Genomic DNA, 21,805 nt, shown 5'->3' on the forward strand with positions numbered 1-21,805 from the left:
CCCGGAGTATCGCCCACCGTGATGTGTTCACACCGCCCGGAGCAGTACCGCCGGTTGTTCCACGCAGTCCGCGACGAAGCGGAGGAAGCCGCCCGCCGTGCCGCCGTCGCACACCCGGTGGTCGAAGGTGAACGACAGCTGGACCACCTGGCGCACCGCCAGCTCGCCCTGGTGCACCCACGGCTTGGGGGTGATCCGGCCGACGCCGAGCATCGCGGCCTCGGGGTGGTTGATGATCGGCGTGGAGCCGTCGACACCGAACACGCCGTAGTTGTTGAGCGTGAAGGTGCCGCCGGTCAGCTGGGCCGGGGTCAGCGCGCCGGAGCGGGCCGCCTCGGTGAGCCGCCCGATCTCCGCCGACAGCTCCTCGGTGCTGCGCCGGTGGGCGTCCCGCACGACCGGCACGACCAGACCGCGATCGGTCTGCGCCGCGAAGCCGATGTGCACCTCCGGCAGCACGACGATCTCGCCGCGCCCGGTGTCCACCGTGGAGTTCAGCTCCGGGTAGCGGGCGAGGGCCGCCGCGCAGATCCGCGCGAACAGCGCGAGGACGGAGACCTTGGGACCGCCTGCGGCGTTCATCGCCGCCCGTGCCGCGAGCAGTTCCGTCGCGTCGGCGTCCACCCAGCAGGTGGCGTCGGGGATCTCCCGCCGACTGCGGCCGAGCTTCTCGGCCACGGCGCCGCGGATGCCGCGCAGCGGGATGCGGGTGCCCTCGGCCGGGGCCGCGGACGCCGCGGGGGCGGCCGCGGTGACCGGCGCCGTGGACACGGCCGTGATGGCCCGCTCCACGTCGGAGCGCAGGATCAGCCCGTCGGGGCCGGAACCCGTCAGCACGCGCAGGTCGAGACCGTGCTCACGGGCCCGGCGCCGCACGAGCGGGGAGATGACGGCCACGGGACCCTCGTGCCGGACCGGCACGGCGGCCACCGTCGCGGAAGCGGGCACCGGAGCCGGAGCGGTCGCGGGGGCGGATGCGGCGGGCGCGGGGACACCCGGCGCCGGACGCACCCGTCGGCGGCGGGCCGCGGGGCCGCTGGTCCCGTAGCCGACCAGCACGTTGCCGGACCCGGAGTCGCCGTCGGCCGGGGCGGCCGGGGCGGCGGGCGTCTGCCCGTCGGGGGAGCCGACCGCGACGGTCAGCAGCGGCCGCCCGACGTCGAGGGTCTGGCCCTCCTCGCCGAAGCGTGCGGTGACCACGCCGCCGTAGGGGCAGGGCACCTCGACCACGGCCTTGGCCGTCTCGACCTCGACGACCGGCTGGTCGATGGCGACGACGTCGCCGACCCGCACCATCCAGCGCACGATCTCGGCCTCGGTCAGCCCCTCACCCAGGTCGGGGAGGGCGAACTCGCGGACGACGGCCATCACGCCTCCTCCCACTGCAGGCGCCCGACCGCGTCGAGGATGCGGTCGACACCGGGCAGGTGGTGCCGCTCCAGCATCGGCGGCGGGTAGGGGATGTCGAAGCCGGCGACCCGCAGGACCGGGGCCTCCAGGTGGTGGAAGCAGCGCTCGGTGACCCGGGCGGCGATCTCGGCGCCCACGCCACCGAAGCCGGAGGCCTCGTGGACGACGACCGCGCGGCCGGTGCGGCGCACCGAGGCGCTGACCGTCTCGTCGTCGAAGGGCACCAGGCTGCGCAGGTCGACGACCTCCAGGTCCCAGCCCTCCTGCACGGCGGCCTCGGCCGCCTCCAGGCAGACCGGGAGCGACGGGCCGTAGGTGATCAGGGTGGCGGAGCGGCCGGCGCGGCGGACGACGGCCCGTCCGATGGGGGCCACCTCCTCCGGCGCGTCCGCCGACCAGTCGGCCTTGGACCAGTACAGCCGCTTCGGCTCGAGGAAGATCACCGGGTCGTCGGAGGCGATCGAGGCCCTCAGCAGCCCGTAGGCGTCCGCCACCGTGGCGGGGGTGACGACGTGCAGGCCTGGGGTGTGCGCGTAGTAGGCCTCGGACGCGTCGCTGTGGTGCTCGACGCCGCCGATGCCGCCGCCGTAGGGCACGCGGATGGTCAGCGGCAGCGGCATGGCGCCGCGCGTGCGGTTGCGCATCTTGGCGACGTGGCTGACCAGCTGCTCGAACGCCGGGTAGGCGAAGGCGTCGAACTGCATCTCGACCACGGGGCGCATGCCGTACATCGCCATGCCCACGGCCGTGCCGAGGATGCCGGCCTCGGCGAGCGGGGTGTCGGTGCAGCGGCTGTCGCCGAACTCCTTGGCGAGGCCGTCGGTGATCCGGAAGACACCGCCGAGGGTGCCGATGTCCTCGCCGAAGAGGTGGACGGAGGGGTCCTCGGCGAGGGAGTCGCGCAGCGCGCGGTTGAGCGCCTGGGCCATGGTGGCCGGCTTGCGTCCGGCGGCCACGGGGGTCGCGGTGGTGGCGGTGCTCATGACTGTGCCTCGGCCTCCAGCTCGGCCCTCAGCATCGCGGCCTGCTCGCGCAGCTGCGGGGTGGGCTCGGCGTAGACGTGTGCGAACAGGTCCATCGGGTCGAGGACCGCGTCCTCGTTCATCCGCTCGCGCAGCGCGGCGGCCATCCGCTCCGCGTCCTGCTCGGTCTCGCGGACCGTCGCCTCGTCGAGCAGGTCGCGCTCGCGCATCGCGCGTTCGAGCACCGCGATCGGGTCGTGCTCGCGCCAGGCCTCGACCTCGGCGTCCTCGCGGTAGCGGGTGGCGTCGTCGGCGTTGGTGTGGGCGTCCATGCGGTAGGTGATCGCCTCGACCAGGGTCGGCCCGCCGCCCTCGCGGGCGCGGGCCACGGCCTCGGTGAGCACGGCGTGGACGGCCGCGATGTCGTTGCCGTCGACGAGCCGACCGGGGATCCCGTAGCCCACGGCCTTGTGGGCCAGCGACGGGGCGGCGGTCTGCTTGGCGAGCGGCACCGAGATGGCGAAGCCGTTGTTCTGCACGAGGAAGACGACGGGGGAGCGCCACACGGCGGCGAAGTTCAGCGCCTCGTGGAAGTCGCCCTCGCTGGTGCCTCCGTCGCCGACCATGGCGAGCGCCACCACGTCGTCGCCCTTGAGCCTGGCGGCGTGCGCCAGGCCGACGGCGTGCGGCAGCTGGGTGGCCAGCGGAGTGCTGAGCGGGGCGACCCGGTGCTCGCGCGGGTCGTAGCCGGTGTGCCAGTCGCCGCGCAGCAGCGTCAGCGCCTCGACGGGGTCGACGCCGCGGGCGACGGCGGCGAGGGTGTCGCGATAGCTGGGGAACAGCCAGTCCCGGGGCTCGAGGGCGAGCGCCGCGGCGACCTCGCACGCCTCCTGGCCGGTGCTGGAGGGGTAGACGGCGAGCCTGCCCTGCTTGGTGAGCGCGGTGGCCTGCCGGTTGTAGCGGCGGCCGCGCACCAGCTGTCCGTACATCGTGGTCAGCAGTCCGGCGTCGAGCGCGCCTGCCTCGGGGGTGCCGAGCAGTCGGTACGGCTCAGGGTCGGGCAGCAGCGGCGCCGGGTCGGTGCGGGGTTGCCAGACGTGCTGGTCCAGGACGGTCATCGCGAGCACCTCCTCGTGGGCGTGTTCGATCGGTGGAGCGGGTATCGCTCCCCTACCGATTGTTCGGTCGCCGGAGGCATTTTGGCTACAGGTGTGTCCTGCCTGTGGACAAACGGTTCTCCACACCCTGAGATGGAGCCAGTACGTCCATGCTAGGGAGGCTCGGGGGCGTGACGGATTCCCAAATTTCTCGGGGCGGAGCCCCGGGACCGCAGGCAGCGGCACCGGACACCGGTCCGGCGGCGGTGCGTCCGCTGGACGCCATCGACCGCGCGATCCTGCGCTACCTGCAGGAGGACGGCCGGGCGTCCATACGGTCGGTGGCGGAGCACGTCCATGTGTCCCGAGCCAACGCCTACGCCCGGATCAACCGCCTCATCGAGGACGGGGTCATCCGCGGCTTCACGGCCCGGGTCGACCACGAACGCGCAGGTCACGGGGCATCCGCGTACATCACCCTGAAGATCGTGCAGAACTCCTGGCGCACCGTGCGGGAGAAGCTGCTGGAGCTTCCCGGGGTCGCCCACATCGCCCTGGTGAGCGGGGACTTCGACGTGCTGCTGCTCGTCCACACCCCCGACAACCGCAGCCTGCGGGAGCTGGTGCTGACCCGCATCCAGGCGGTGCCGGAAGTGCTCAGCAGCCGCACGCTGCTGGTCTTCGAGGAGACCGACCGGGTGCTGACCGACTGACGCCGGGCCCGCCCGCGGACCCGCCCGCCCATCCTCCGCCCGGCTATCCGGCGTACTTCTTCAGGAAGGCCGTCACGGTGGCCCAATGGGGGTCGTAGGTGAGCATGCCCACGCCGTGCTGGGGTCCGCCGACGATGTCGAGCCGGTTCTCGGCCGCCTTCTTCGTGGCCTTGCTCAGCGCCTCGGTCGACTCCGCGAACGCCGTGTCGCCCGCCGCCGCCATGTAGAGCACGGGCACGGTCAGCCGGGGCACCGCGGAGCTCGCGTCCATCGTCCCGTAGGTCTCGGGTGCGGAGAGCGAGACCACGGCGTCGACCGGCGGGTCGGCCGACGCAGCACCCTCCAGCACGGCCGTGCCGCCCTTGGAGGCGCCCATCAGCAGCACGTGCCGCGCGCCCTGGGCGCGCAGGAACGCCACGCCGCCCACGACCTCGGGCACCTCGCTGCCGTTGGAGTCGACGACCAGGACGCGGTAGCCGTCCTTCACCAGGAGGCCGGCCTGCGGCATCCACTGGCACATGTCGCCGTCCGCCTGGTGCATCAGCAGGACGGCCGTGTCGCCCCTGCCGCCGAGCCAGGCGTCCACGGGGTTGCCGCCGGTGTCGTCGTAGCCGACGGAGCCGGCCTTCGCCTGCGCGGCCGTCAGGCAGCCGAAGTCCTCCGGCGGTGCGGCGTCGGCGGCCCGCCCGTCGCCGTCACCGCCTCCACACCCGGCGAGCAGCAGGACGGCCGCCGAGGCGGCGCACAGACGGGCACGCAAGGTGAGGGACATAGCCCTGAGCGTGACGGTTGGTCTGGACCAGCGTCAAGAGACGCGCAACCCGTCGAAGGCCAGCCGCACGACGGCGTCCACGACCGCGGCGTCGTCGTGCTCCCTGGTACCGGCCGCGTGCGGCTGGTACCACTCGACTATGGAATTGATCATTCCGAAGAGCAGCCTGGTCGCGAGCCTGGGCTCCACGTCACCTCGCAGGTCCCCCTCCGCGACGGCCGACTTCAGCAGGTCGGCGACCCGATGGTCGAATTCCCTGCGGCGCTCCATGGCCGCCCGCTCGGCCGTGGTGTTGCCGCGCACCCGCAGCAGCAGCGTGACGTAGGGCAGCTCCGCCATCAGCACCTCGGTGGTGCGGCGCGTGACGTACTCCAGCCGCTCCACGGCACGCCCGCCGCTCGCCCCGGGCTCCGCCAGGATGCCGAAGAGCCCGTCCAGGGCACGGCCGACGGCGCGCTCCAGGAGCTCCTCCTTGCCCCGCACATGATGGTAGATCGAGGACTTGGAGATGCCGGCGGCCCGTGACAGGTGCTCCATGGACGTGCCGTCGTAACCGCGCTCGATGAAGACCGCCACGGCCACGGCCAGCAGCGAGTCCGGGGTGTACGTGTCCCTCTTGGGGGCGGAGCCGTCGCGCTGTGCCATGGTCATGATTAGAGCAGTCTCCCCTCGACCGCCGCGCGGCGGTTCAGCGGACGGGACGGCGCGTACCGCCCGCCGGGGTACGCCTGGTGCAGGTTGCGCAGCACCTCGCGCACCCACTCGAAGCCCAGTTCCTCGCCCCAGGCCAGCGGACCGCGCGGGTAGTTCACGCCCAGCCGCATCGCGGAGTCGACGTCCTCCGGCGAGGCCACCCCGCGCGCGACCGCGTCGGTGGCGAAGTCCACCAGCATCGCCACGGTACGGGCGACGATCATGCCCGGGACGTCCTCGATGACGCTGACCTTCTTGCCCAGCGCCTGGAACAGGCCGATCGCCGCCTGCACGGTCTCCGGGCGCGCGGAGTCGGACGGCGCGAGGGCGACCCGGGTGGCCACCCGGTAGTCCAGCGCGAGGTCGAACTGCACGTAGTCGACGGCCGGGCCCGTGGTGGCCGGTCCGCCGTCCGCCAGGTAGAGCCGGCCGCCGCCGGGCAGCTCGATGAACCCGTCGTCCGGGTCGGCGACCTCGCCGTCCAGCACCTCGATCCCCGCCTCGGCGATCAGCCGGGGCAGCACCGCGGCCGGGCCGCGGCCGCCCATGCACACGGTGACCTCGGCGGGCGGCTTCTCCGGCCCGGCGGTGTGGGGGGCCGCGGCGGCCGCGCCCTCGGCGTGGTCGTACCAGCCCTGCCCGCTCTTGCGGCCGAGCCGCCCGGACTCCACCAGCCGCCGCTGGGCGAGCGAGGGGGTGAACCTGGGGTCCTGGAAGAAGGAGTCCCACACCGAGCGGGTGACGGCCTCGTTGACGTCCTGGCCGATGAGGTCGGTGAGTTCGAAGGGGCCCATCCGGAAGCCGCCGCTCTCCCGCAGCACCGCGTCGATGGTGGCGGGGTCGGCGACCCGTTCCTCGTGGAGCCGGAAGGCCTCGGCGTAGAAGGGGCGCGCGACCCGGTTGACGATGAAGCCGGGGGTGTCGGTGCAGCGCACCGGCGTCTTGCCCCAGGTGGCGGCGGTGTCGTACGCGGTCCTGGCGGCCGCCTCGTCCGTCGCGGCGCCGGAGACCACCTCTACCAGCGGGAGCAGCGGGGCGGGGTTGAAGAAGTGCAGGCCCACGAAGCGCCCCGGAAGGCGCAGCGCGCCGCCCACGGCGGTCACCGACAGGGAGGAGGTGTTGGTGGCCAGCAGGCAGTCCTCGGGGACCACCGACTCCAGCGCCGTGAAGAGCTGCTGTTTGGCGCCCAGGTCCTCCAGGATCGCCTCGACGACGAGCGACACGCCCGCCAGTTCCTCGATCTCGCGGACGGCCGAGAGCCGCCCGCGGGCCGCGTCGCGCTCGCCGGCGGACAGCCGGCCCTTCTCCACCAGCCGGTCCAGCCGTTCCCCTATGGCCCGCTCGGCCTGCTCGGCCCGGCCCGGCCCGGCGTCGCAGAGGCGCACGGGATGCCCCGCCACCAGTGCGACCTGGGCGATCCCCTGGCCCATCGTCCCCGTGCCCACCACCGCGACCGTGCTGGATCGGTCAAGAGCGCTCATCGCCGCCACTGCTCCTCGCCGGTTGTCCACAGCTTGGGTCGGCCCCCTTGTCCCGACCGAACATTCGGTTAATCTAGCGGTGAAGCCAGCACCCTGCCCACCCCAATCCAGCTCGACGAGGAGTTGGCCCCATGGCTGCCGATCTCACCGCTGTCCCGTCGGTCGAAGCGCACCGCGAGACGCTCGACAAGGCGCTCGAGGCGATCCGTACCCGCGAGTACTGGTCCCCGTACCCCGAGCACCCGAAGGCATACGCGGACGGCGAGACCGCCCAGGCCGCGTTCGACGCCCTGCGCGGCACCCGCTTCGACCTGGACCAGCCCGGTACCGACGGCTGGACCGGCGGCGAGGTGTCCCCCTACGGCATCGACCTGGGCGTGGAGTATCCGCACCCGGACGTCGACGTGCTCCTCCCCGCGATGAAGGCCGCGATGCCCGCCTGGCGCGAGGCCGGCCCCGAGAACCGGGCCCTGGTCTGCCTGGAGATCCTGGCCCGGATCAACGCGCGCACCACGGAGATGGCCCACGCGGTCATGCACACCTCCGGCCAGGCCTTCATGATGGCCTTCCAGGCCGGCGGCCCGCACGCGCAGGACCGCGGCCTCGAGGCCGTCGCGTACGCCTACGTGGAGCAGGTGCGCACCCCCGGCACGGCCGAGTGGGTCAAGCCGCAGGGCAAGCGCGACCCGCTGAGCCTGCGCAAGGACTTCACCGCCGTGCCGCGCGGCGTCGCGCTCGTGATCGGCTGCAACACCTTCCCCACCTGGAACGGGTACCCGGGCCTCTTCGCCTCCCTGGCCACCGGCAACGCGGTGGTGGTCAAGCCGCACCCGCGCGCGGTGCTCCCGCTGGCGCTGACGGTCAAGATCGCCCGCGAGGTGCTCGCCGAGACCGGCTTCGACCCGAACCTGGTCTGCCTGGCCGCCGAGCGGCCCGGCGAGGGCCTGGCCAAGACGCTGGCGCTGCGCCCCGAGATCCGCGTCATCGACTACACCGGCTCCACCGCCTTCGGCGACTGGCTGGAGGAGAACGCCCGCCAGGCCCAGGTCTTCACCGAGAAGGCCGGCGTCAACACCGTGGTCGTCGACTCCACGGACGACTACAAGGGCATGCTGTCCAACCTGGCCTTCTCCCTGTCCCTGTACAGCGGCCAGATGTGCACCACCCCGCAGAACCTGCTGATCCCGCGGGACGGCATCGCCACCGACGACGGCCACAAGGGCTTCGACGAGGTCGTGGGCGATCTGTCGGCCGCCGTCGGCGGGCTGCTCGGCGACGACGCCCGGGCCAACGCCCTGCTGGGCGCCCTGGTCAACCCCGATGTGAAGGCCCGCCTGGAGGCCGCCGCGTCGCTCGGCGAGGTCGCGCTCGCCTCCCGCGAGGTCACGCACCCCGACTTCCCGGACGCCGTGGTCCGCACCCCGGTGATCGTGAAGCTGGACGGCGCCAAGCCGGACGACGAGGCCGCCTACATGTCGGAGTGCTTCGGCCCGGTCGCCTTCGCGGTCGCCATGGACTCCACCAAGGACTCGGTCGACCTGCTGCGCCGCACCGTGCGGGAGAAGGGCGCCATGACGGTCGGCGCGTACACCACCTCCGGCGAGGTGGAGCGGCAGATCGAGGAGGTCTGCCTGGAGGAGGCCGCCCAGCTCTCGCTCAACCTGACCGGCGGGGTGTACGTCAACCAGACGGCCGCCTTCTCCGACTTCCACGGCTCCGGCGGCAACCCCGCCGCCAACGCGGCCCTGTGCGACGGCGCCTTCGTCGCGAGCCGCTTCCGGGTCATCGAGGTCCGCCGCCAGGCCTGATCCGGCCGCCTCACCGACGACAGCCCCGCCCGGAGAAGCCCTGTCACTCCGGACGGGGCTGCTCCGTCCCCACCCGCGCGTAGCGCTGGATCCAGGCGTGCATCGCGATGGCCGCCGCCGCTCCCGCGTTGATCGACCGCGTGGAGCCGAACTGGGCGATCGAGCAGACCGCCGCGGAGTGCTTCCACGCCTCGTCGGTCAGACCGGGCCCCTCCTGCCCGAAGAGCAGCACGCAGCGCCGGGGCAGCTCGGTGGTCTCCAGCGGCACGGCGCCGGGGAGGTTGTCGATCCCGATGATCGGCAGGTCCTCCGCGGCCGCCCACGCGGCCAGCGCCGCGACGTCCAGGTGGTGGCGCACGTGTTGGTAACGGTCGGTCACCATGGCGCCGCGCCGGTTCCACCGGCGCCGCCCCACGATGTGCACCTCTTTGGCCAGGAAGGCGTTGGCGGTGCGCACCACGGAACCGATGTTGAAGTCGTGCTGCCAGTTCTCGACGGCGACGTGGAAGTCGTGGCGCCGGGTGTCGAGGTCGGCGACGATCGCCTCCCGCGTCCAGTAGCGGTACTCGTCCACCACGTTGCGGCGGTCGCCGTGCGCGAGCAGTTCGGGGTCGTAGCGCGGGCCCTCGGGCCAGGGTCGCGGATGCGGCCCGACCCCGATCTCGGGGCCGAAGCCGTCGTCGTACTGCAGCGGCTCGGCCGCGTCGTCCTGGCTGGTGCTCACACCACGAGGTTAGAGGGGGCGGGCTCGCCGTCCGGTCCCGGCCCTCGCGGCCCCGCGACCGCCCGCGCAGGCGCTTCCTTCGGCCTCTCCGCGTCCTTCGCCTTCTCCGCGTCGTCCGTGTCCTCCGCGTCCCGCACCCGGGCGTCCGCCGGCTCCCCGGCGCCGTCCGCCGCCGCGCCGGCTCCGCCGCCGCGCCGCAGCGGGCGCGCCACGCGGTCGCCCGCCCAGCGCAGGAAACCGGTGGGCAGGAAGACCGCGTCGGCGGCGATCATCGCCAGCGAGAAGAAGGGCAGTCCGAGGACGACCGCGATCGAGGCGTGCTCCACCATCATCAGCGCGAGCAGCACGTTCTTGACCCGGCGGTTGAAGAGCGTGAAGGGGAAGGCGACCTGGACGATCACCGTGCCGTAGGTGATCACCATGACCATCAGGCCGCTGGCGGCCATCGCGTGGGACAGCCCCGGCCAGGGGCTGAAGTCGTCCAGGTGCAGCGGGTAGTACAGCGCCGTGCCGTCCTGCCAGCGCGAGCCCTGGACCTTGTACCAGCCCGCCGTGGAGTAGATCAGGCACACCTCGACGACGATCACCATCAGACCGGCGCCGTGCAGGATGTTGGCGAGGATGTCGAGCACCGTGCGCGGCTCGCCCGGCGCGTACCGCCGCACCGCCCACCACACGGCCTGGAGCAGCAGGAACCCCCACAGGAACGGCGTCCAGCCCAGCCAGGGCAGCAGACCGTCGGTCCAGGTCAGTCCGGTGCGGCCGAGCATCTGCGCCACGGCCAGCACGAGCCCGAGGACGATCCACAGCGCGATCCCCGCGCCGTCGCCCTCCCGCCCCCTGGCCCGGCGGCGGGAGTCCAGCGACCAGACCTGCCCGCACCGGGTGACGACGAGGTAGATCGCCATCAGGTGGATCACGTTGTCTCCGCCGTCGCCGACGAAGACGCTGCGGTTCTGCAGGGAGAGCACGCCGATCATGAACAGCAGCGAGGCCGTGCGGGTGCGCCAGCCGAGCAGCAGCATCACGCTCGCCAGGATCGCGCCCGTGTAGACGACCTCGAACCAGACGTCGGCCCTGCCCCACAGCAGCAGGGTGAAGGCGTGGTTGCCGGCGACGAGCCGGTCCGCCAGGTCCCAGCTCCAGGCGCCGTCCGGCCCGTAGAGCTCGTGGCGGTGCGGCCACTCGCGCAGCAGGAACAGCAGCCAGGTCAGCGAGATGCCGATGCGTACGACGGCGGCCTGGTAGCGGCCGACGGTGGTGCCGGTGATCCGGGCCAGCCCGCGCGACAGACCGCCCGCGGCGGAGTCGAGCACCCCGGCGAAGGGGGATGGAACCGGCGCCGGGGCCGCCGTGCGGCCGGGGGCGGGGACCGGCCCGCCGCGTACGGCTTCGTGGCTCGGGGCCGGGTGGGCTCCCCGCGGGGCTCCCTGCGCGGCTTCGTTCAGCGCCTCGCTCACGACGCGTCCTCCCCGCCCTCGTCCTCGTCCGCCTGGTCCGCAACGTCCGAGCTCCACCAGGGCAGCACCTGGAAGGTGGTGCGCGTGTCGATCTTCTCGGGGCTCCAGGTGGGGGCCGCGACCGCTGTGGTGCCGCTCCGCACCTGCAGGCGGACGACGTCGCCGCCGTTGAGCCGGGGCCCGAACCGGTCCTCCACGATGCGCTGCAGGTACTGCCTGCTCAGCTCGCCGCGCAGGCCGATGGGCTTGTCCTTCTCACCGTGGGAGGCGGCGTAGAAGCTCCACGCCCGGCGCAGTTGGTTCTGCTCGGTGTGGCTGGGCGCGATGTTGTGCCTGATCGCGGCTATGTCCATGGCCGTGAGGTCGACCCAGCCGGTCACCTGGCTGCCGCCGTCGTCCTTGCGCACCTCGGCACGCGCCCAGACGTGGATGTTCTGCTGGAGCGGATTGGGCGCGAAGAGCTTCCAGTTCTGCTCGAACTCGGGATAGACATAGCTGCCGACCAGTTCGCCGTGCTTCTTGGTGGCGGTGTTCGGCGGCGCGACGTGCAGGAAGACCATGAGGAGGTGCACTGCTACGCCGACCGCGGCCGCGGCCAGCGCCAGCGCGACCACGGTCCGCGCGGGCGGTGACAGCGTGGCTATCGCGGCCGGTCCCCCGGACTCCTCGGGTGGCTCCATCGTGGTCTCCGCTCCTGTTCCCCGTGTTCCGCTCAGCACGGAACGGTACTCATGCCCCACGCGTGCGGTACAGCCGTCCCGGTCAGCACGGGCCACGGCCGGGGCACGGGGAGGCGGGCGAAGGCGACGGGGATGTGGACTTCCCCGCCCAGCCCCCCTGATCTGACACACCGTCAGAATCGAGGCTTCCGGGAGGCCGGGCCATGGACTTCAGCTTCAGCGAGGAGCAGCTGGCGGCCGTCGAGGCGGCTCGGGCGGTGTTCTCCGGGGTGGCCCCCGAGGCCGTGCCGAGCCCCGCGCTGACCGCCGGGGCGGTCGCGGAGGACTTCGACCGCCCGCTGTGGCGCCGCCTGGCCTCGGCCGTCCTCCTCGGCCTGGTGCTCGACGAGACGTACGGAGGGGCCGGCCTCGACCCGGTCGCGCTGTTCCTGGTGCTGCGCGAGGCCGGGGCCGTACCGGCCCGGGTGCCGCTGCTGGAGACCTGCGCCGCCGCGCTCGCCGTGCAGGCCGACGGCCCCGAGGAGCTGCGCGACCGGCTGCTGCCGCGGTGGACCGCGGCGACCTGGTGCCGACCGTCGCCTCGGCGGGCCGCACCGGCCACGACGGCGCGGAGCTCGCCGTCACCGCACGGCCCGCGGACGGGGACTCCCAGCGCCACACAGACGGAGCCGCCGCCCCCCGCGACTGGCTGCTCGACGGCGTCCCACACCGCCGTCCCCTGGGCCCCGTACGCCGACCACGTCCTGGTCCCGGCCTCCGCCGCCGGCGGCCGCACCGTCGTCGCCGTCGTGCCACGCGAGGCGGTCACCGCGGCCGAGCAGATCTCGACGAGCGGTGAGCGCCACGCCGTAGCTCCGGCTGGACGCCGTCCGCGTCCCCGCGGGCGACGTGATCACCGCCGACGGCGCTTGGGACCGGCTGCGCCGACTGCTGACCACCGGCACCTGCGCCCTGGCGCTCGGGCTCGGCGGCGCCGTCCTGCCCATGACCGGCGCCCACACCTCCCGGCGAGCAGTTCGGGCACCCGCCGGCCACCTTCCAGGCCGTGGCCGTGCAGTCCGCCGACCGCTACACCGACCTGCGGACGATGGAGGTCACCTGCTGGCAGGCCGCCTGGCGGCTGGACCCCGCCGACGTCGCGGTCGCCAGGATCTGGGCCTCCGAGGGCGTACGGCGCGTCGTGCAGACCGCGCAGCACCTGCACGGCGGCTTCGGCGCCGGCACCGACTACCCGCTGCACCGCTACCACGCCTGGGCCAAGCAGCTGGAGCTCTCCCTCGGCCTCGCCGCCGCCCACGAGGAGGAACGGGGCGACCTGCCGGCCGCCGAGGCCTGAGCGTCCCGCGGAACGGCCTCCCTGGGCGCTCAGAGCACGTGCGCCGGGCCCGCGCCGTCCGTCACCAGCGGGCGGCCCGCGGCCTCCCAGCCGAGCATCCCGCCGTCGACGTTCACCACGTCGAGGCCCTGCGCGATCAGGTACTGGGCGACCTGCGCCGAGCGGCCGCCGACCCGGCACACGACGTGCACCCGGCGGTCCGCCGGGAGCTCCCCGATACGGGCGACGACCTCGCCCATCGGGATGTGCACCGCGCCCTCGGCGTGCCCGGCGTCCCACTCGTCGTGCTCCCGTACGTCGAGCAGGTAGCCGTCGGCGGGGACCTGCGCGGCGTCCACCGCGGGCAGCTGGGCGTAGAACATGGAACGGACTCCTTCGGTCAGGGCGTGCAGGTCGAACGTACCCGACCGGCTACGCGGGGCCCTGTGCGGAGCGCACCAGCTCCGCCAGCCGGGCCTCGCGGTTGGCGACCTGGTTGAGGAGGTTCTCCGCGATCTCGTTGAGCAGCCCGTCCGGGTCGTCCGGCGACAGCTTCATCATCTGCGCGATCGCGCTGTTCTCCAGCTCGGCGGCGAGCACGGCCAGCTGCTCCTTGCGCTGCGCCAGCCACTCCAGCCGCGCGTACAGCACCTCGGCCTCGCTCGGCTGCGCCTCCTCGGGAACCGGCCCGGCCTCCCACTCCTCCGCCAGCTCGCGCAGCCGCTGCTCGTCGGCGTACGTGTAGGCCTCGTTGACCCGGGCGATGAACTCGCTGCGCCGCTCGACCTCGGCCTCGTCCTGCGCCAGGTCCGGGTGGGCCTTGCGGACCAGCTCGCGGTAGAGCCGCTGCGCCTCCTTGCCCGGCCGGACGCGGCGCGGCGGGTTCGGGTCCTCCTGGGGCCGGACCCCGTCCGAGCCGAGCAGCCCGTCGAAGAGCTCCTCCACCCCGGGCATCGGCATCACGAGCGCCCGGGCCTCCCAGGCGCGGGCGATGTCCTCGCGGGAGCCGCTCTTCGCCGCGACCGCCTCGGCGATCAGCGCGTCGAGCTCGTCGAGCCGGGCGTACATCGGGCCGAGCTTCTGGTGGTGCAGCCGGGAGAAGTTCTCGACCTCCACCCTGAAGGTCTCCACCGCGATCTCGAACTCGATCAGGGCGCGCTCGGCGGCGCGGACCGCCTGGGCCAGGCGGTCCTGGGGCTCGGAAGAGGATGCAGCGGCCGACTCGGTGCCGGGGGCCGACTCGGTGCCGGGGGAATTCGTCACCGGTCCAGCCTACGAGGAGAGGGGGGCGCCGGTCACAGGCTACGGCCTGGTAGCCGCCGGCGCTCCGGCGCCCGCCGCCTCACATGCCCTCTTCCGCCGCGATCCGCCCGGCCCGCACCTCCGCCACCAGTTCCGCGTGGTCCGCCTCGGTCCGGTCGGCGTACGCCACCGCGAAGGCCGCCACCGCCTCGTCCAGTTGCTCGCCCTTGCCGCAGTAGCCCGCGATCAGCCGGGGGTCCGCGGAGTGCGCGTGCGCCCTGGCCAGCAGCGCGCCCGTCATCCGCGCGTAGTCGTCTATCAACCCGGACTCCAGCTCCGCGGGGTCGACGCTGCCCTTGCGGTTGCGGAACTGCCGCACCTGGTACGGCCGTCCGTCCACGTCGGCCCAGCCCAGCAGGCTGTCGCTGACGACCTGCATGCGCTTCTGGCCGAGCACCACGCGCCGCCCCTCGTGCTCCACCGCGGGGGCGTCGAACCCGGCCTTGCCCAGGTACGGCAGCAGGGCGGAGGGCCGGGCCTCCTTCACCTGGAGCACCAGCGGCTGCCCGAGGTGGTCCAGCAGCAGGACCACGTAGGAGCGGGTGCCCACGCTGCCCGTACCGACCACCCGGAACGCCACGTCGTGCACCGCGTACCGGGCCAGCAACGGCCGCCGGTCCTCGCCGATCGTCGCCAGGTAGCCGGCCTCCGACAGGGCCGCGGCGACCGCCGCCGCCTCCTCGTCCGGCACCCGGCGCAGCACCGGGGGCGCGTCGACGAAGCGGCGGCCGCCGCCCTCGACCTCCTCCGTCGCCCGCGCCGCGAACTTGGCACTGGTGTTGCGGCGCGCCTTGCCGGCCACCAGGCGCAGCGTGCCCGCCAGATCGCGGGCGTCGGCGTGCGCGACCAGTTCCTCGTCGGCGATGGCGTGCCAGGCGTCCAGCACCGGCATCTTCGCCAGCAGCCGCATGGTGCGTCGGTACGCGCCGACCGCGTCGAAGGCGGCGCCCCGGCAGGCGTCCTCGTCGGCCCCGGCCTCGCGCCCGGCCAGCACCAGGGAGGTGGCGAGGCGCTTGACGTCCCACTCCCAGGGGCCGTGGACGGTCTCGTCGAAGTCGTTGATGTCCATGACCAGCCGGCCCAGATGGTCGCCGTACAGGCCGAAGTTGGCGGCGTGCGCGTCACCGCAGATCTGGGCGCCGATGCCGGTGACCGGGGCGCCCGCGAGGTCGGCGGCCATCAGCCCGGCCGAGCCGCGCAGGAAGGCGAAGGGGCTCGACGTCATCCTCCCCACCCGCAGCGGGACGAGTTCCGGGATGCGCCCGAGCCCGGACTCCCGCACCGCCTCGACCGCGCCCGGCCGGTCGGGGCCCGGCGCGAACGCCGCGTGCGCCTCTCGGGGGACCGCCTCCCGCAGCGCCTTGCCCTCCTGCTTGGGCGCACCGTCGTGCGGCCATCTCCGGAACCCCGCGATGTGCGGGAGCCTGTGCGCCACGTGCTCTCCCTCCCCATGGGCCATGCCCGGTTGGTCACTCCTGGGGGCAATCTAGCCATTTACCGGACCGCGTCCGATGTTTCATGCTTCCCTGGACGGTGCAAACCCGACCCTGATGCTCTTTCAGCCTTCCGCGCCGTACCGCAGCCGAACCTCAGGTGCCCGACGTTGGACGAGATGACCAGGCTTCCCACGACCACGACCCCGCTCGCAGCCACCGGCGTCTCCGCGCTCGTGCGCCTCGCCGTGCTCTGCGTCGGTCCCGACGGCGACGTCTCGTACTGGAACCGCGGTGCCGAGGAACTCTTCGGCCACCGCTGGGAGGCCGTGTTCGGCCGGCCGGCGGCCGGCCTGCTGCCGCACACCGCGGGCCGGCACCCGGGCGAGCAGGACGCCCTGGAGGTGCTGGACGACCTCACCCGGTCCGCCTGGGCCGGCGCGCTGCCCACCACCGACCGCGACGGCGGCGTCAAGGACGTGGTGTGGTGGTCCTACCGGATCATGGAGCCGGCCGGCCGGAGCCTGCTGGTGATCGCCGCCAACGCCCGTCCGCTGCGCGACACCGGGCCGCGCCTCGCGCTCGGCGACCATCTGCTGCCCTACACCGCCGACGGCACCACCGCCCGCGGCGCCGTCCGCATCACCCCGCGCCTCGCCCCGGTCGCCGACCCCGCGCACGCCGAGCACCTGACCGGCCGGCTGGGCTCGGTGCTGCCCCGGGTCAGCGCGGGCCGGCTGGACCGGATCGTCCGCCAGATCGTGCCCCTGGGCTACCCGGCGGTGGAGGTCGACGGCACGGTGCTGCTCCCGGTGCTCCCCGAGGAGTACGGCACGACCGTGGCCCCGGACCCCGTGAACCCCGCCACCGGCCGCACCGCCCGCCCCACCCGGCCCGCCGCGCACCCGGAGCTGCTGCCCGGCCCGCGCGCCGACGTCCCGGCGCCGGCGCCGGTCCCCGCGACCACCACCCCCGGCCCCTCGCTCGCCCCGGGCCACGTACTGGACGAGCAGTTGGCCCTGCTGCGGGAGACCGGCGCCAAGGTGGGCACGACCCTCGACCTGGAGACGACCGCCCGCGAGCTGTGCGCCGTCACCGTGCCGCGCTTCGCCGACTTCGCCGCCGTCCTCGTCGTCGACCAGCTGTTCTCCGACACCGAACCGCCGAAGGACGACCTGTCCGGGGACACGATCATCGCCCGCCGGGTCGCCGTGGCCCACACCGACACCACCCCCGGGGCCTGGGCGGCCGCCCTGCCGGAGGGCGAGCTGATCCCGCTGCCGGCCGACTCCACCCCACGGCTGGGCGAGCCGCTGCTCGTACCGGTGATAGACCCCGCGCTCGCCCGGGACATCGCGCTCGACCTGGGTGTCCCCGGGCTCGGCCCGCTACTTCCCGAGCGGTCGATGGTCGTCGTACCGCTCACCGCGCGCGGCACCGTGCTGGGGCGGATGTGCTTCCTGCGCCACCCCGGACGCCGCCCCTTCGACGCCAAGGACGCCGCGACCGCCGCCGAGGTCGCCGCCCGGGGCGCCGTGCACCTCGACAACGCCCGCCTGCACCGGCTGGAGTCGCGCGCCGCCGCGACCCTGCAGCGCAGCATGATGCCGACCCGCCCGCCCCGTATCCCCGGGGTGCGGATCGCCCACCACTACATGCCCGGTGACCGCCAGGCCCAGGTCGGCGGCGACTGGTTCGACGCCATCCAACTGCCCGGCGGGCGCGTGGCGCTCATCGTCGGCGACGTCATGGGCCACGGTCTGCTGTCGGCGGCCGTGATGGGCCAGTTCCGCACCTCCGTGATCACGATGGCCGCGCTCGACCTGCCGCCCGCGCAGCTGCTGCGGCACCTGGACAACCTCGCCCACCGCCTCGGCGCCGAGCACCTCGCGACGTGCGTGTACGCGGTCTACGACCCGATCCACCGCTCCCTGACGCTGGCCAACGCGGGCCACATCCCTCCCGTACTGGCCCGGCACGACGGCCGCAGCGAACTGCTGCAGATCCCCAAGGGCGCCCCGATCGGCGTCGGCGGCGTGCCCTTCGAGACGGTCGAGATCCCGGTCCCGGACGGCAGTTGGCTGGTGCTGTGCACCGACGGCCTGGTCGAGGTGCGCGGCCAGGGGATAGACGCCGGCCTGGCGGCACTGTGCTCCAACGTCATCGAGCCGCAGCAGACCCCCGAGGACGTCTGCGAGCAGATCCTCAGCCGTGTCCACTCCGACGACCGCCGCGACGACGTGGCGCTGCTGGTCGCCAACTTCCAGGGCATCCCGTCCGAGGACGTCGCCGAGTGGCGGCTGGCGATGGACCTCTCCGACGTACGGCGGGCCCGCGCGCTCACCCGCGAGCAGTTGGCGCGGTGGGGGCTGCACGGGCTCAGCGACCTGACCGAGCTGCTGGTCAGCGAGCTGGTGACCAACGCGCTGCGGGTCGCCTCGCACGAGGTGTCGCTACGGCTGATGCGGGTCGGCAAGCTGCTGGTCGAGGTCAGCGACGACGATCACAACCTGCCACAGCTGCGCCGCGCGGACGCCGACGACGAGGAGGGCCGGGGCCTGGCCCTGGTCAGCAACCTCTCCCGGCGCTGGGGCACCAGCCGCAAGGCGGTCGGCAAGGTCGTCTGGTTCGAGCTGGCGCTGCCCGGCTGACCGTGGGGACGAATCGGTGGAAACCACTCCGATCCACTCAGATGTAACCTACAAGCATGCAGGCCGGTAACGACGCCTCCGTCGAGACGATCCATCGCGAGATGACCGCGTTCGCCCGCCGGGCACGCGCCGCGGCGGCCCGCATGCACCCGAAGCTGTCGCTGGTCGCGTACACACTGCTGGCCCACATGAGCGAGCGCCGGCACTGCCGGGCCACGGACCTGGCACAGGCGTTCCTGCTCGACAAGTCGACGGTCAGCCGCCAGATCGCCACCCTGGAGCGGCTGGGCCTCGTCGAGCGGCGCCCCGACCCCGCCGACCACCGCGTCCAGGTGCTGCTGCCGACGACGGCGGGCGCGGCCGTGCTCGCGGAGGCGACCCGCGCGGCGCGGCACACCGTGCGCGGGCGGCTGGCGGACTGGGACGATTCGGACCTTGCGCGGTTCGCCGCCTACCTGACCCGCTACAACGACGCCGCCGGACAGCAGGGCTGACGGGGCGTCAGCCGGACGCCACCGCCCTCAGCGGCAGGCCTCCGCGCCCTCGGTGCACTCGGCGGCACCGCCGGGGAGGTACTTCTCGGCCCACGACCCCAGCTCCCCCAGAGCCGGCCCGAGCGCCTCGCCCGCCTCGGTGAGCCGGTAGCTCACCCGCAGCGGGGGCCCGGGATCCACCTCGCGGACGACGATGCCCGCTTCGGCCAGCTCCGTGAGCCGGTCGGAGAGCATCCGTTCGCTGATCTTGGGGATGGCCCGGCGCAGTTCGACGAAGTACGCCGGCCGCTGCGTGAGGACGGCCACGATCAGGCCGCTCCAGCGTTTGCCGAGGATCCCGAAGACGCGGGTGAGCCCGACGTCGACCTTGGCGCACGGCTCCGCGTCGTGCGCGGCCGGCTCAGTCCCCTGTCCCATGGGCACAAGGGTACCCGGCTTGCCGTCACGTGCTGCAGAAAAGTAAGGCCCTGTGATATCACTAGCTGCGTACGAATTTTTCACTCCGAACTTTACGGAAGTGGAGGCACCCCCATGCCCACGCTGCTGCACATCGACTCGTCCATCTGGCCCTCCGAGACCTCCGCGTCCCGGGACGTGGCGAACTCCTTCCGCAAGGAGTGGGAGGCCCAGCACCCGGGCGGCGTCGTGATCTACCGCGACCTGAACGCCGAGCCCGTGCCGCACCTCGACGCGACCCACTACGTGGCCGGCGCCGAGCACCCGCTGCGCGGCGAGCTGGCCGACGAACTCGAACGGGCCGACGCCCTGCTGATCAGCGCGCCGATGTACAACTTCTCGATCCCCAGCACCCTCAAGGCCTGGCTCGACCAGGTGATCATCCTGGGCCGGACCGCGGGCGAGCAGCCCACCGCCGCGGACACGCCGGTCGTCGTCGTGGCCAGCCGCGGCGGCGGCTACGGCCCCGGCACCCCTCGTGAGGACTTCGAGTTCGTGACCAACTACCTGGAGAAGGTCCTGCAGGGCTGCCTCGGCATCACGAACGTCGAGTTCATCGTCCCCGAGCTCACCCTTGCCCGCGCGGTCCCGGCGATGTCCGGCCTCATCGAGGCCTCCGACCTCTCCCGCACCAAGGCCCACGAGCAGGCCGCCGCCAAGGCCAAGGAGCTCGCGGCGCGCGTCGCCTGACGTCGCGCCCGCCCGGAGAACGCGCGGGGGCCGCGTGGCGTGCGCCACGCGGCCCCCGCGTCGTATCCGCCCGTACACCCGGGCGTACGGCTACCTCACAGGTTGACGCCGAAGTCCTGCGCGATGCCGCGCAGGCCCGAGGCGTAACCCTGGCCGACGGCGCGGAACTTCCACTCGGCGCCGTTGCGGTACAGCTCGCCGAAGACCATCGCCGTCTCCGTCGAGGCGTCCTCGGACAGGTCGTAGCGGGCGAGCTCGTTGTTGTCAGCCTGGTTCACCACGCGGATGAAGGCGTTGCGCACCTGGCCGAACGACTGCTGGCGGGTCTCGGCGTCGTAGATCGACACCGGGAAGACGATCTTCTCGACCTCGGCCGGCACGGTGACCAGGTTCACCTTGACCTGCTCGTCGTCGCCCTCGCCCTCGCCGGTGAGGTTGTCGCCGGTGTGCTCGACCGAGCCCTCCGGGCTCTTCAGGTTGTTGAAGAACACGAAGTGCTTGTCGGAGACGACCTTGCTCTCGGCGTTGACCAGGAGCGCGCTCGCGTCGAGGTCGAAGTCGGTACCGGTGGTCGTACGGACGTCCCAGCCCAGACCGACGGTGACCGCGGTCAGTCCCGGGGCCTCCTTCGTCAGCGAGACATTGCCGCCCTTGGAAAGGCTGACACCCATGGGATCTCCCTGCTCATTCCGGCGCGGGCCGCGCCCCTTGACGATTCCTTTGCCCAATGGCTCAACGGATCTCCCGGGGCGCGGGTTCCCGGCGCCGCACCCGTTCACCTGAGTGCCGTACACACCCGTACGACGACCGCGGGAGCGGTAGAAAGGACGCATGGCCACCGGCTCCCGCGCATCGTCCGACTCCCCCTCCGGCGCCGACGACCCCGGGAGCACCGCCGAGGAGATGGTCAGCGCCCTGCTGACCGCGTCCCGGCTCCTCGTCGCGGTCTCCGCCCGCTCGCTCGCCGCGGTGGAGGAGGCGCTGACCCTGCCCCAACTGCGCATGCTGGTGGTCCTCGAGAGCCACGGGGCGCTCAACCTCTCGCAGCTCGCCGCGGAACTGGGCGTCCAGCCCTCCACGGCGCTGCGCATGCTGGACCGCCTCGTGGCGGTCGACATGGTCGCGCGCGGCGCCTCCCCCACCGACCGGCGCACGACGGTCATCTCGCTGACGGCGACCGGGCGGCGCACCGTGAACGACGTCACGGAGCGCCGCCGCGCCGAGATCGCCCGCATCGTCGACGCCATGCCCCCGGGGCAGCGCCGCCACCTCGTCCAGGCACTCCAGGCCTTCGCCGAGGCCGGCGGCGAGCCCCCCGTCGGCGAGCGGGACGCCCATCACGTCGGCTGGTGACACCTCCGCCGGCGTGGGCCGGTCTGGACGACGGCTGGAAGCCGCCGACCTGCGGGTACTCCCCGGCCAACCCGAGCTTCCCGGCGGTCGGCCCGACACCGCCCATGGCGTCGGCGGGCATGAGCACCGCCCCGGGCCACCCGCTGCTGCCACCACGGCAACCGCCGCCGCGACGCCCCCCTTCGAGTCCTCCCCACCCTGATTCCCCTCCCGTGTGCACAGTGAGACGTCAGGAACGGTAGGGACGGAAGACGAACTCTCCGCGAACGCGCCGCACCGGACCCGCGACACCGGCGGCTGCCCCGGCGGCC

General features: G+C 73.4%; 20 protein-coding genes and 1 pseudogene. 7 read left to right on the top strand and 14 right to left on the bottom strand.

Going from position 1 to position 21,805, the window contains the following annotated elements:
* Positions 1 to 27: 27 nt before the first annotated feature.
* From PV342_RS10875 to pdhA, 3 genes are read right to left on the bottom strand one after another with little or no spacing between them, the layout of a single operon-like run.
* Positions 28 to 1,368 carry a dihydrolipoamide acetyltransferase family protein gene (locus tag PV342_RS10875; RefSeq protein WP_386990069.1) on the bottom strand — a complete coding sequence of 447 codons (1,341 nt, stop codon included), beginning with the start codon at positions 1,366 to 1,368 and terminating at the stop codon, positions 28 to 30.
* The gene (locus PV342_RS10880) at positions 1,368 to 2,393 is read right to left on the bottom strand and encodes an alpha-ketoacid dehydrogenase subunit beta (protein ID WP_391576789.1); all 1,026 of its coding nucleotides are present in this window, start codon (positions 2,391 to 2,393) and stop codon (positions 1,368 to 1,370) included. The genes PV342_RS10875 and PV342_RS10880 overlap by 1 nt, the downstream gene beginning before the upstream one ends.
* On the bottom strand, positions 2,390 to 3,490 hold the full coding sequence (pdhA, locus tag PV342_RS10885) for a pyruvate dehydrogenase (acetyl-transferring) E1 component subunit alpha (RefSeq protein ID WP_329186784.1): 1,101 nt from the start codon (positions 3,488 to 3,490) through the stop codon (positions 2,390 to 2,392). The genes PV342_RS10880 and pdhA overlap by 4 nt, the downstream gene beginning before the upstream one ends.
* Before the next feature lie 149 nt (positions 3,491 to 3,639).
* Between pdhA and PV342_RS10890 the strand changes: the two genes are divergently transcribed.
* On the top strand, positions 3,640 to 4,182 hold the full coding sequence (locus tag PV342_RS10890) for an Lrp/AsnC family transcriptional regulator (protein ID WP_078619887.1): 543 nt from the start codon (positions 3,640 to 3,642) through the stop codon (positions 4,180 to 4,182).
* Positions 4,183 to 4,225: 43 nt separating this feature from the next.
* Here PV342_RS10890 and PV342_RS10895 read toward each other — a convergent pair whose 3' ends face one another.
* From PV342_RS10895 to PV342_RS10905, 3 genes are read right to left on the bottom strand one after another with little or no spacing between them, the layout of a single operon-like run.
* Entirely contained in the window at positions 4,226 to 4,954 is a 729-nt protein-coding gene (locus PV342_RS10895) for an alpha/beta hydrolase family protein (protein WP_400799824.1), read from the bottom strand.
* A gap of 33 nt (positions 4,955 to 4,987) precedes the next feature.
* A complete protein-coding gene (locus PV342_RS10900; protein ID WP_018559168.1) occupies positions 4,988 to 5,605 on the bottom strand; it encodes a TetR/AcrR family transcriptional regulator in 618 nt (205 codons plus the stop codon).
* 2 nt (positions 5,606 to 5,607) lie between these two features.
* A complete protein-coding gene (locus tag PV342_RS10905) occupies positions 5,608 to 7,128 on the bottom strand; it encodes a 3-hydroxyacyl-CoA dehydrogenase (RefSeq protein ID WP_500316788.1) in 1,521 nt (506 codons plus the stop codon).
* A gap of 131 nt (positions 7,129 to 7,259) precedes the next feature.
* Between PV342_RS10905 and paaN the strand changes: the two genes are divergently transcribed.
* Entirely contained in the window at positions 7,260 to 8,936 is a 1,677-nt protein-coding gene (paaN, locus tag PV342_RS10910; RefSeq protein WP_329186779.1) for a phenylacetic acid degradation protein PaaN, read from the top strand.
* 43 nt (positions 8,937 to 8,979) lie between these two features.
* Here paaN and PV342_RS10915 read toward each other — a convergent pair whose 3' ends face one another.
* The 3 genes from PV342_RS10915 to PV342_RS10925 are packed head-to-tail and all read right to left on the bottom strand — an operon-like array spanning position 8,980 to position 11,800.
* Positions 8,980 to 9,660 carry a TrmH family RNA methyltransferase gene (locus PV342_RS10915; protein WP_329186778.1) on the bottom strand — a complete coding sequence of 227 codons (681 nt, stop codon included), beginning with the start codon at positions 9,658 to 9,660 and terminating at the stop codon, positions 8,980 to 8,982.
* Entirely contained in the window at positions 9,657 to 11,120 is a 1,464-nt protein-coding gene (locus PV342_RS10920) for an HTTM domain-containing protein (RefSeq protein WP_500316790.1), read from the bottom strand. The genes PV342_RS10915 and PV342_RS10920 overlap by 4 nt, the downstream gene beginning before the upstream one ends.
* Positions 11,117 to 11,800 (bottom strand): DUF5819 family protein, encoded by a 684-nt coding sequence (locus PV342_RS10925; RefSeq protein ID WP_361000513.1) that lies wholly within the window; start codon positions 11,798 to 11,800, stop codon positions 11,117 to 11,119. The genes PV342_RS10920 and PV342_RS10925 overlap by 4 nt, the downstream gene beginning before the upstream one ends.
* Before the next feature lie 203 nt (positions 11,801 to 12,003).
* Between PV342_RS10925 and PV342_RS10930 the strand changes: the two are divergent.
* Positions 12,004 to 13,136 (top strand): annotated as a pseudogene (locus PV342_RS10930) (acyl-CoA dehydrogenase family protein).
* Between the two features lie 29 nt (positions 13,137 to 13,165).
* Here PV342_RS10930 and PV342_RS10935 read toward each other — a convergent pair.
* From PV342_RS10935 to PV342_RS10945, 3 genes are all read right to left on the bottom strand, one after another.
* Positions 13,166 to 13,498, bottom strand: a complete 333-nt coding sequence (locus tag PV342_RS10935) for a rhodanese-like domain-containing protein (protein WP_386990051.1) — start codon at positions 13,496 to 13,498, stop codon at positions 13,166 to 13,168.
* A gap of 49 nt (positions 13,499 to 13,547) precedes the next feature.
* Positions 13,548 to 14,378, bottom strand: coding sequence for a hypothetical protein (locus PV342_RS10940; RefSeq protein WP_386990049.1), 831 nt, complete (start codon positions 14,376 to 14,378; stop codon positions 13,548 to 13,550).
* Between the two features lie 79 nt (positions 14,379 to 14,457).
* Positions 14,458 to 15,876 (bottom strand): DUF2252 domain-containing protein, encoded by a 1,419-nt coding sequence (locus PV342_RS10945; RefSeq protein ID WP_400799808.1) that lies wholly within the window; start codon positions 15,874 to 15,876, stop codon positions 14,458 to 14,460.
* Between the two features lie 153 nt (positions 15,877 to 16,029).
* Between PV342_RS10945 and PV342_RS10950 the strand changes: the two genes are divergently transcribed.
* Together PV342_RS10950 and PV342_RS10955 are read left to right on the top strand one after the other, a co-directional pair.
* A complete protein-coding gene (locus PV342_RS10950; RefSeq protein WP_500316793.1) occupies positions 16,030 to 18,501 on the top strand; it encodes an ATP-binding SpoIIE family protein phosphatase in 2,472 nt (823 codons plus the stop codon).
* Positions 18,502 to 18,557: 56 nt separating this feature from the next.
* The gene (locus PV342_RS10955; protein ID WP_400799802.1) at positions 18,558 to 18,995 is read left to right on the top strand and encodes a MarR family winged helix-turn-helix transcriptional regulator; all 438 of its coding nucleotides are present in this window, start codon (positions 18,558 to 18,560) and stop codon (positions 18,993 to 18,995) included.
* A gap of 27 nt (positions 18,996 to 19,022) precedes the next feature.
* On the opposite strand, the gene PV342_RS10960 is transcribed toward PV342_RS10955, so the two are convergent.
* Positions 19,023 to 19,412: a winged helix-turn-helix transcriptional regulator gene (locus PV342_RS10960; RefSeq protein ID WP_018559180.1), complete on the bottom strand. Its 390-nt coding sequence runs from the start codon at positions 19,410 to 19,412 to the stop codon at positions 19,023 to 19,025.
* 114 nt (positions 19,413 to 19,526) lie between these two features.
* On the opposite strand from PV342_RS10960, the gene PV342_RS10965 reads away from it, so the two are divergent.
* Positions 19,527 to 20,141 (top strand): FMN-dependent NADH-azoreductase, encoded by a 615-nt coding sequence (locus tag PV342_RS10965; protein ID WP_329186768.1) that lies wholly within the window; start codon positions 19,527 to 19,529, stop codon positions 20,139 to 20,141.
* 95 nt (positions 20,142 to 20,236) lie between these two features.
* Here the strand turns inward: PV342_RS10965 and PV342_RS10970 are convergent, their stop codons facing one another.
* Complete coding sequence (locus tag PV342_RS10970; RefSeq protein WP_089227558.1) at positions 20,237 to 20,812, bottom strand: TerD family protein; 576 nt, start codon at positions 20,810 to 20,812, stop codon at positions 20,237 to 20,239.
* A gap of 160 nt (positions 20,813 to 20,972) precedes the next feature.
* Here PV342_RS10970 and PV342_RS10975 point away from each other — a divergent pair, with 160 nt between their 5' ends.
* On the top strand, positions 20,973 to 21,494 hold the full coding sequence (locus PV342_RS10975) for a MarR family winged helix-turn-helix transcriptional regulator (protein ID WP_400799797.1): 522 nt from the start codon (positions 20,973 to 20,975) through the stop codon (positions 21,492 to 21,494).
* Positions 21,495 to 21,805: the final 311 nt, after the last annotated feature.

Origin of the sequence: Streptomyces sp. PA03-3a (assembly GCF_033792735.1) — a bacterium.
Classification (GTDB): domain Bacteria; phylum Actinomycetota; class Actinomycetes; order Streptomycetales; family Streptomycetaceae; genus Actinacidiphila.

Excerpts from the sequence above, each read along its gene's own strand:
- PV342_RS10875 (WP_386990069.1), bottom strand. The coding sequence starts at position 1,368 with ATGGCCGTCGTCCGCGAGTTCGCCCTCCCCGACCTGGGTGAGGGGCTG.
- PV342_RS10880 (WP_391576789.1), bottom strand. The coding sequence starts at position 2,393 with ATGAGCACCGCCACCACCGCGACCCCCGTGGCCGCCGGACGCAAGCCG.
- pdhA (WP_329186784.1), bottom strand. The coding sequence starts at position 3,490 with ATGACCGTCCTGGACCAGCACGTCTGGCAACCCCGCACCGACCCGGCG.
- PV342_RS10890 (WP_078619887.1), top strand. The coding sequence starts at position 3,640 with ATGCTAGGGAGGCTCGGGGGCGTGACGGATTCCCAAATTTCTCGGGGC.
- PV342_RS10895 (WP_400799824.1), bottom strand. The coding sequence starts at position 4,954 with ATGTCCCTCACCTTGCGTGCCCGTCTGTGCGCCGCCTCGGCGGCCGTC.
- PV342_RS10900 (WP_018559168.1), bottom strand. The coding sequence starts at position 5,605 with ATGACCATGGCACAGCGCGACGGCTCCGCCCCCAAGAGGGACACGTAC.
- PV342_RS10905 (WP_500316788.1), bottom strand. The coding sequence starts at position 7,128 with ATGAGCGCTCTTGACCGATCCAGCACGGTCGCGGTGGTGGGCACGGGG.
- paaN (WP_329186779.1), top strand. The coding sequence starts at position 7,260 with ATGGCTGCCGATCTCACCGCTGTCCCGTCGGTCGAAGCGCACCGCGAG.
- PV342_RS10925 (WP_361000513.1), bottom strand. The coding sequence starts at position 11,800 with ATGGAGCCACCCGAGGAGTCCGGGGGACCGGCCGCGATAGCCACGCTG.
- PV342_RS10935 (WP_386990051.1), bottom strand. The coding sequence starts at position 13,498 with ATGTTCTACGCCCAGCTGCCCGCGGTGGACGCCGCGCAGGTCCCCGCC.
- PV342_RS10945 (WP_400799808.1), bottom strand. The coding sequence starts at position 15,876 with ATGGCCCATGGGGAGGGAGAGCACGTGGCGCACAGGCTCCCGCACATC.
- PV342_RS10950 (WP_500316793.1), top strand. The coding sequence starts at position 16,030 with ATGACCAGGCTTCCCACGACCACGACCCCGCTCGCAGCCACCGGCGTC.
- PV342_RS10955 (WP_400799802.1), top strand. The coding sequence starts at position 18,558 with ATGCAGGCCGGTAACGACGCCTCCGTCGAGACGATCCATCGCGAGATG.
- PV342_RS10960 (WP_018559180.1), bottom strand. The coding sequence starts at position 19,412 with ATGGGACAGGGGACTGAGCCGGCCGCGCACGACGCGGAGCCGTGCGCC.
- PV342_RS10965 (WP_329186768.1), top strand. The coding sequence starts at position 19,527 with ATGCCCACGCTGCTGCACATCGACTCGTCCATCTGGCCCTCCGAGACC.
- PV342_RS10970 (WP_089227558.1), bottom strand. The coding sequence starts at position 20,812 with ATGGGTGTCAGCCTTTCCAAGGGCGGCAATGTCTCGCTGACGAAGGAG.
- PV342_RS10975 (WP_400799797.1), top strand. The coding sequence starts at position 20,973 with ATGGCCACCGGCTCCCGCGCATCGTCCGACTCCCCCTCCGGCGCCGAC.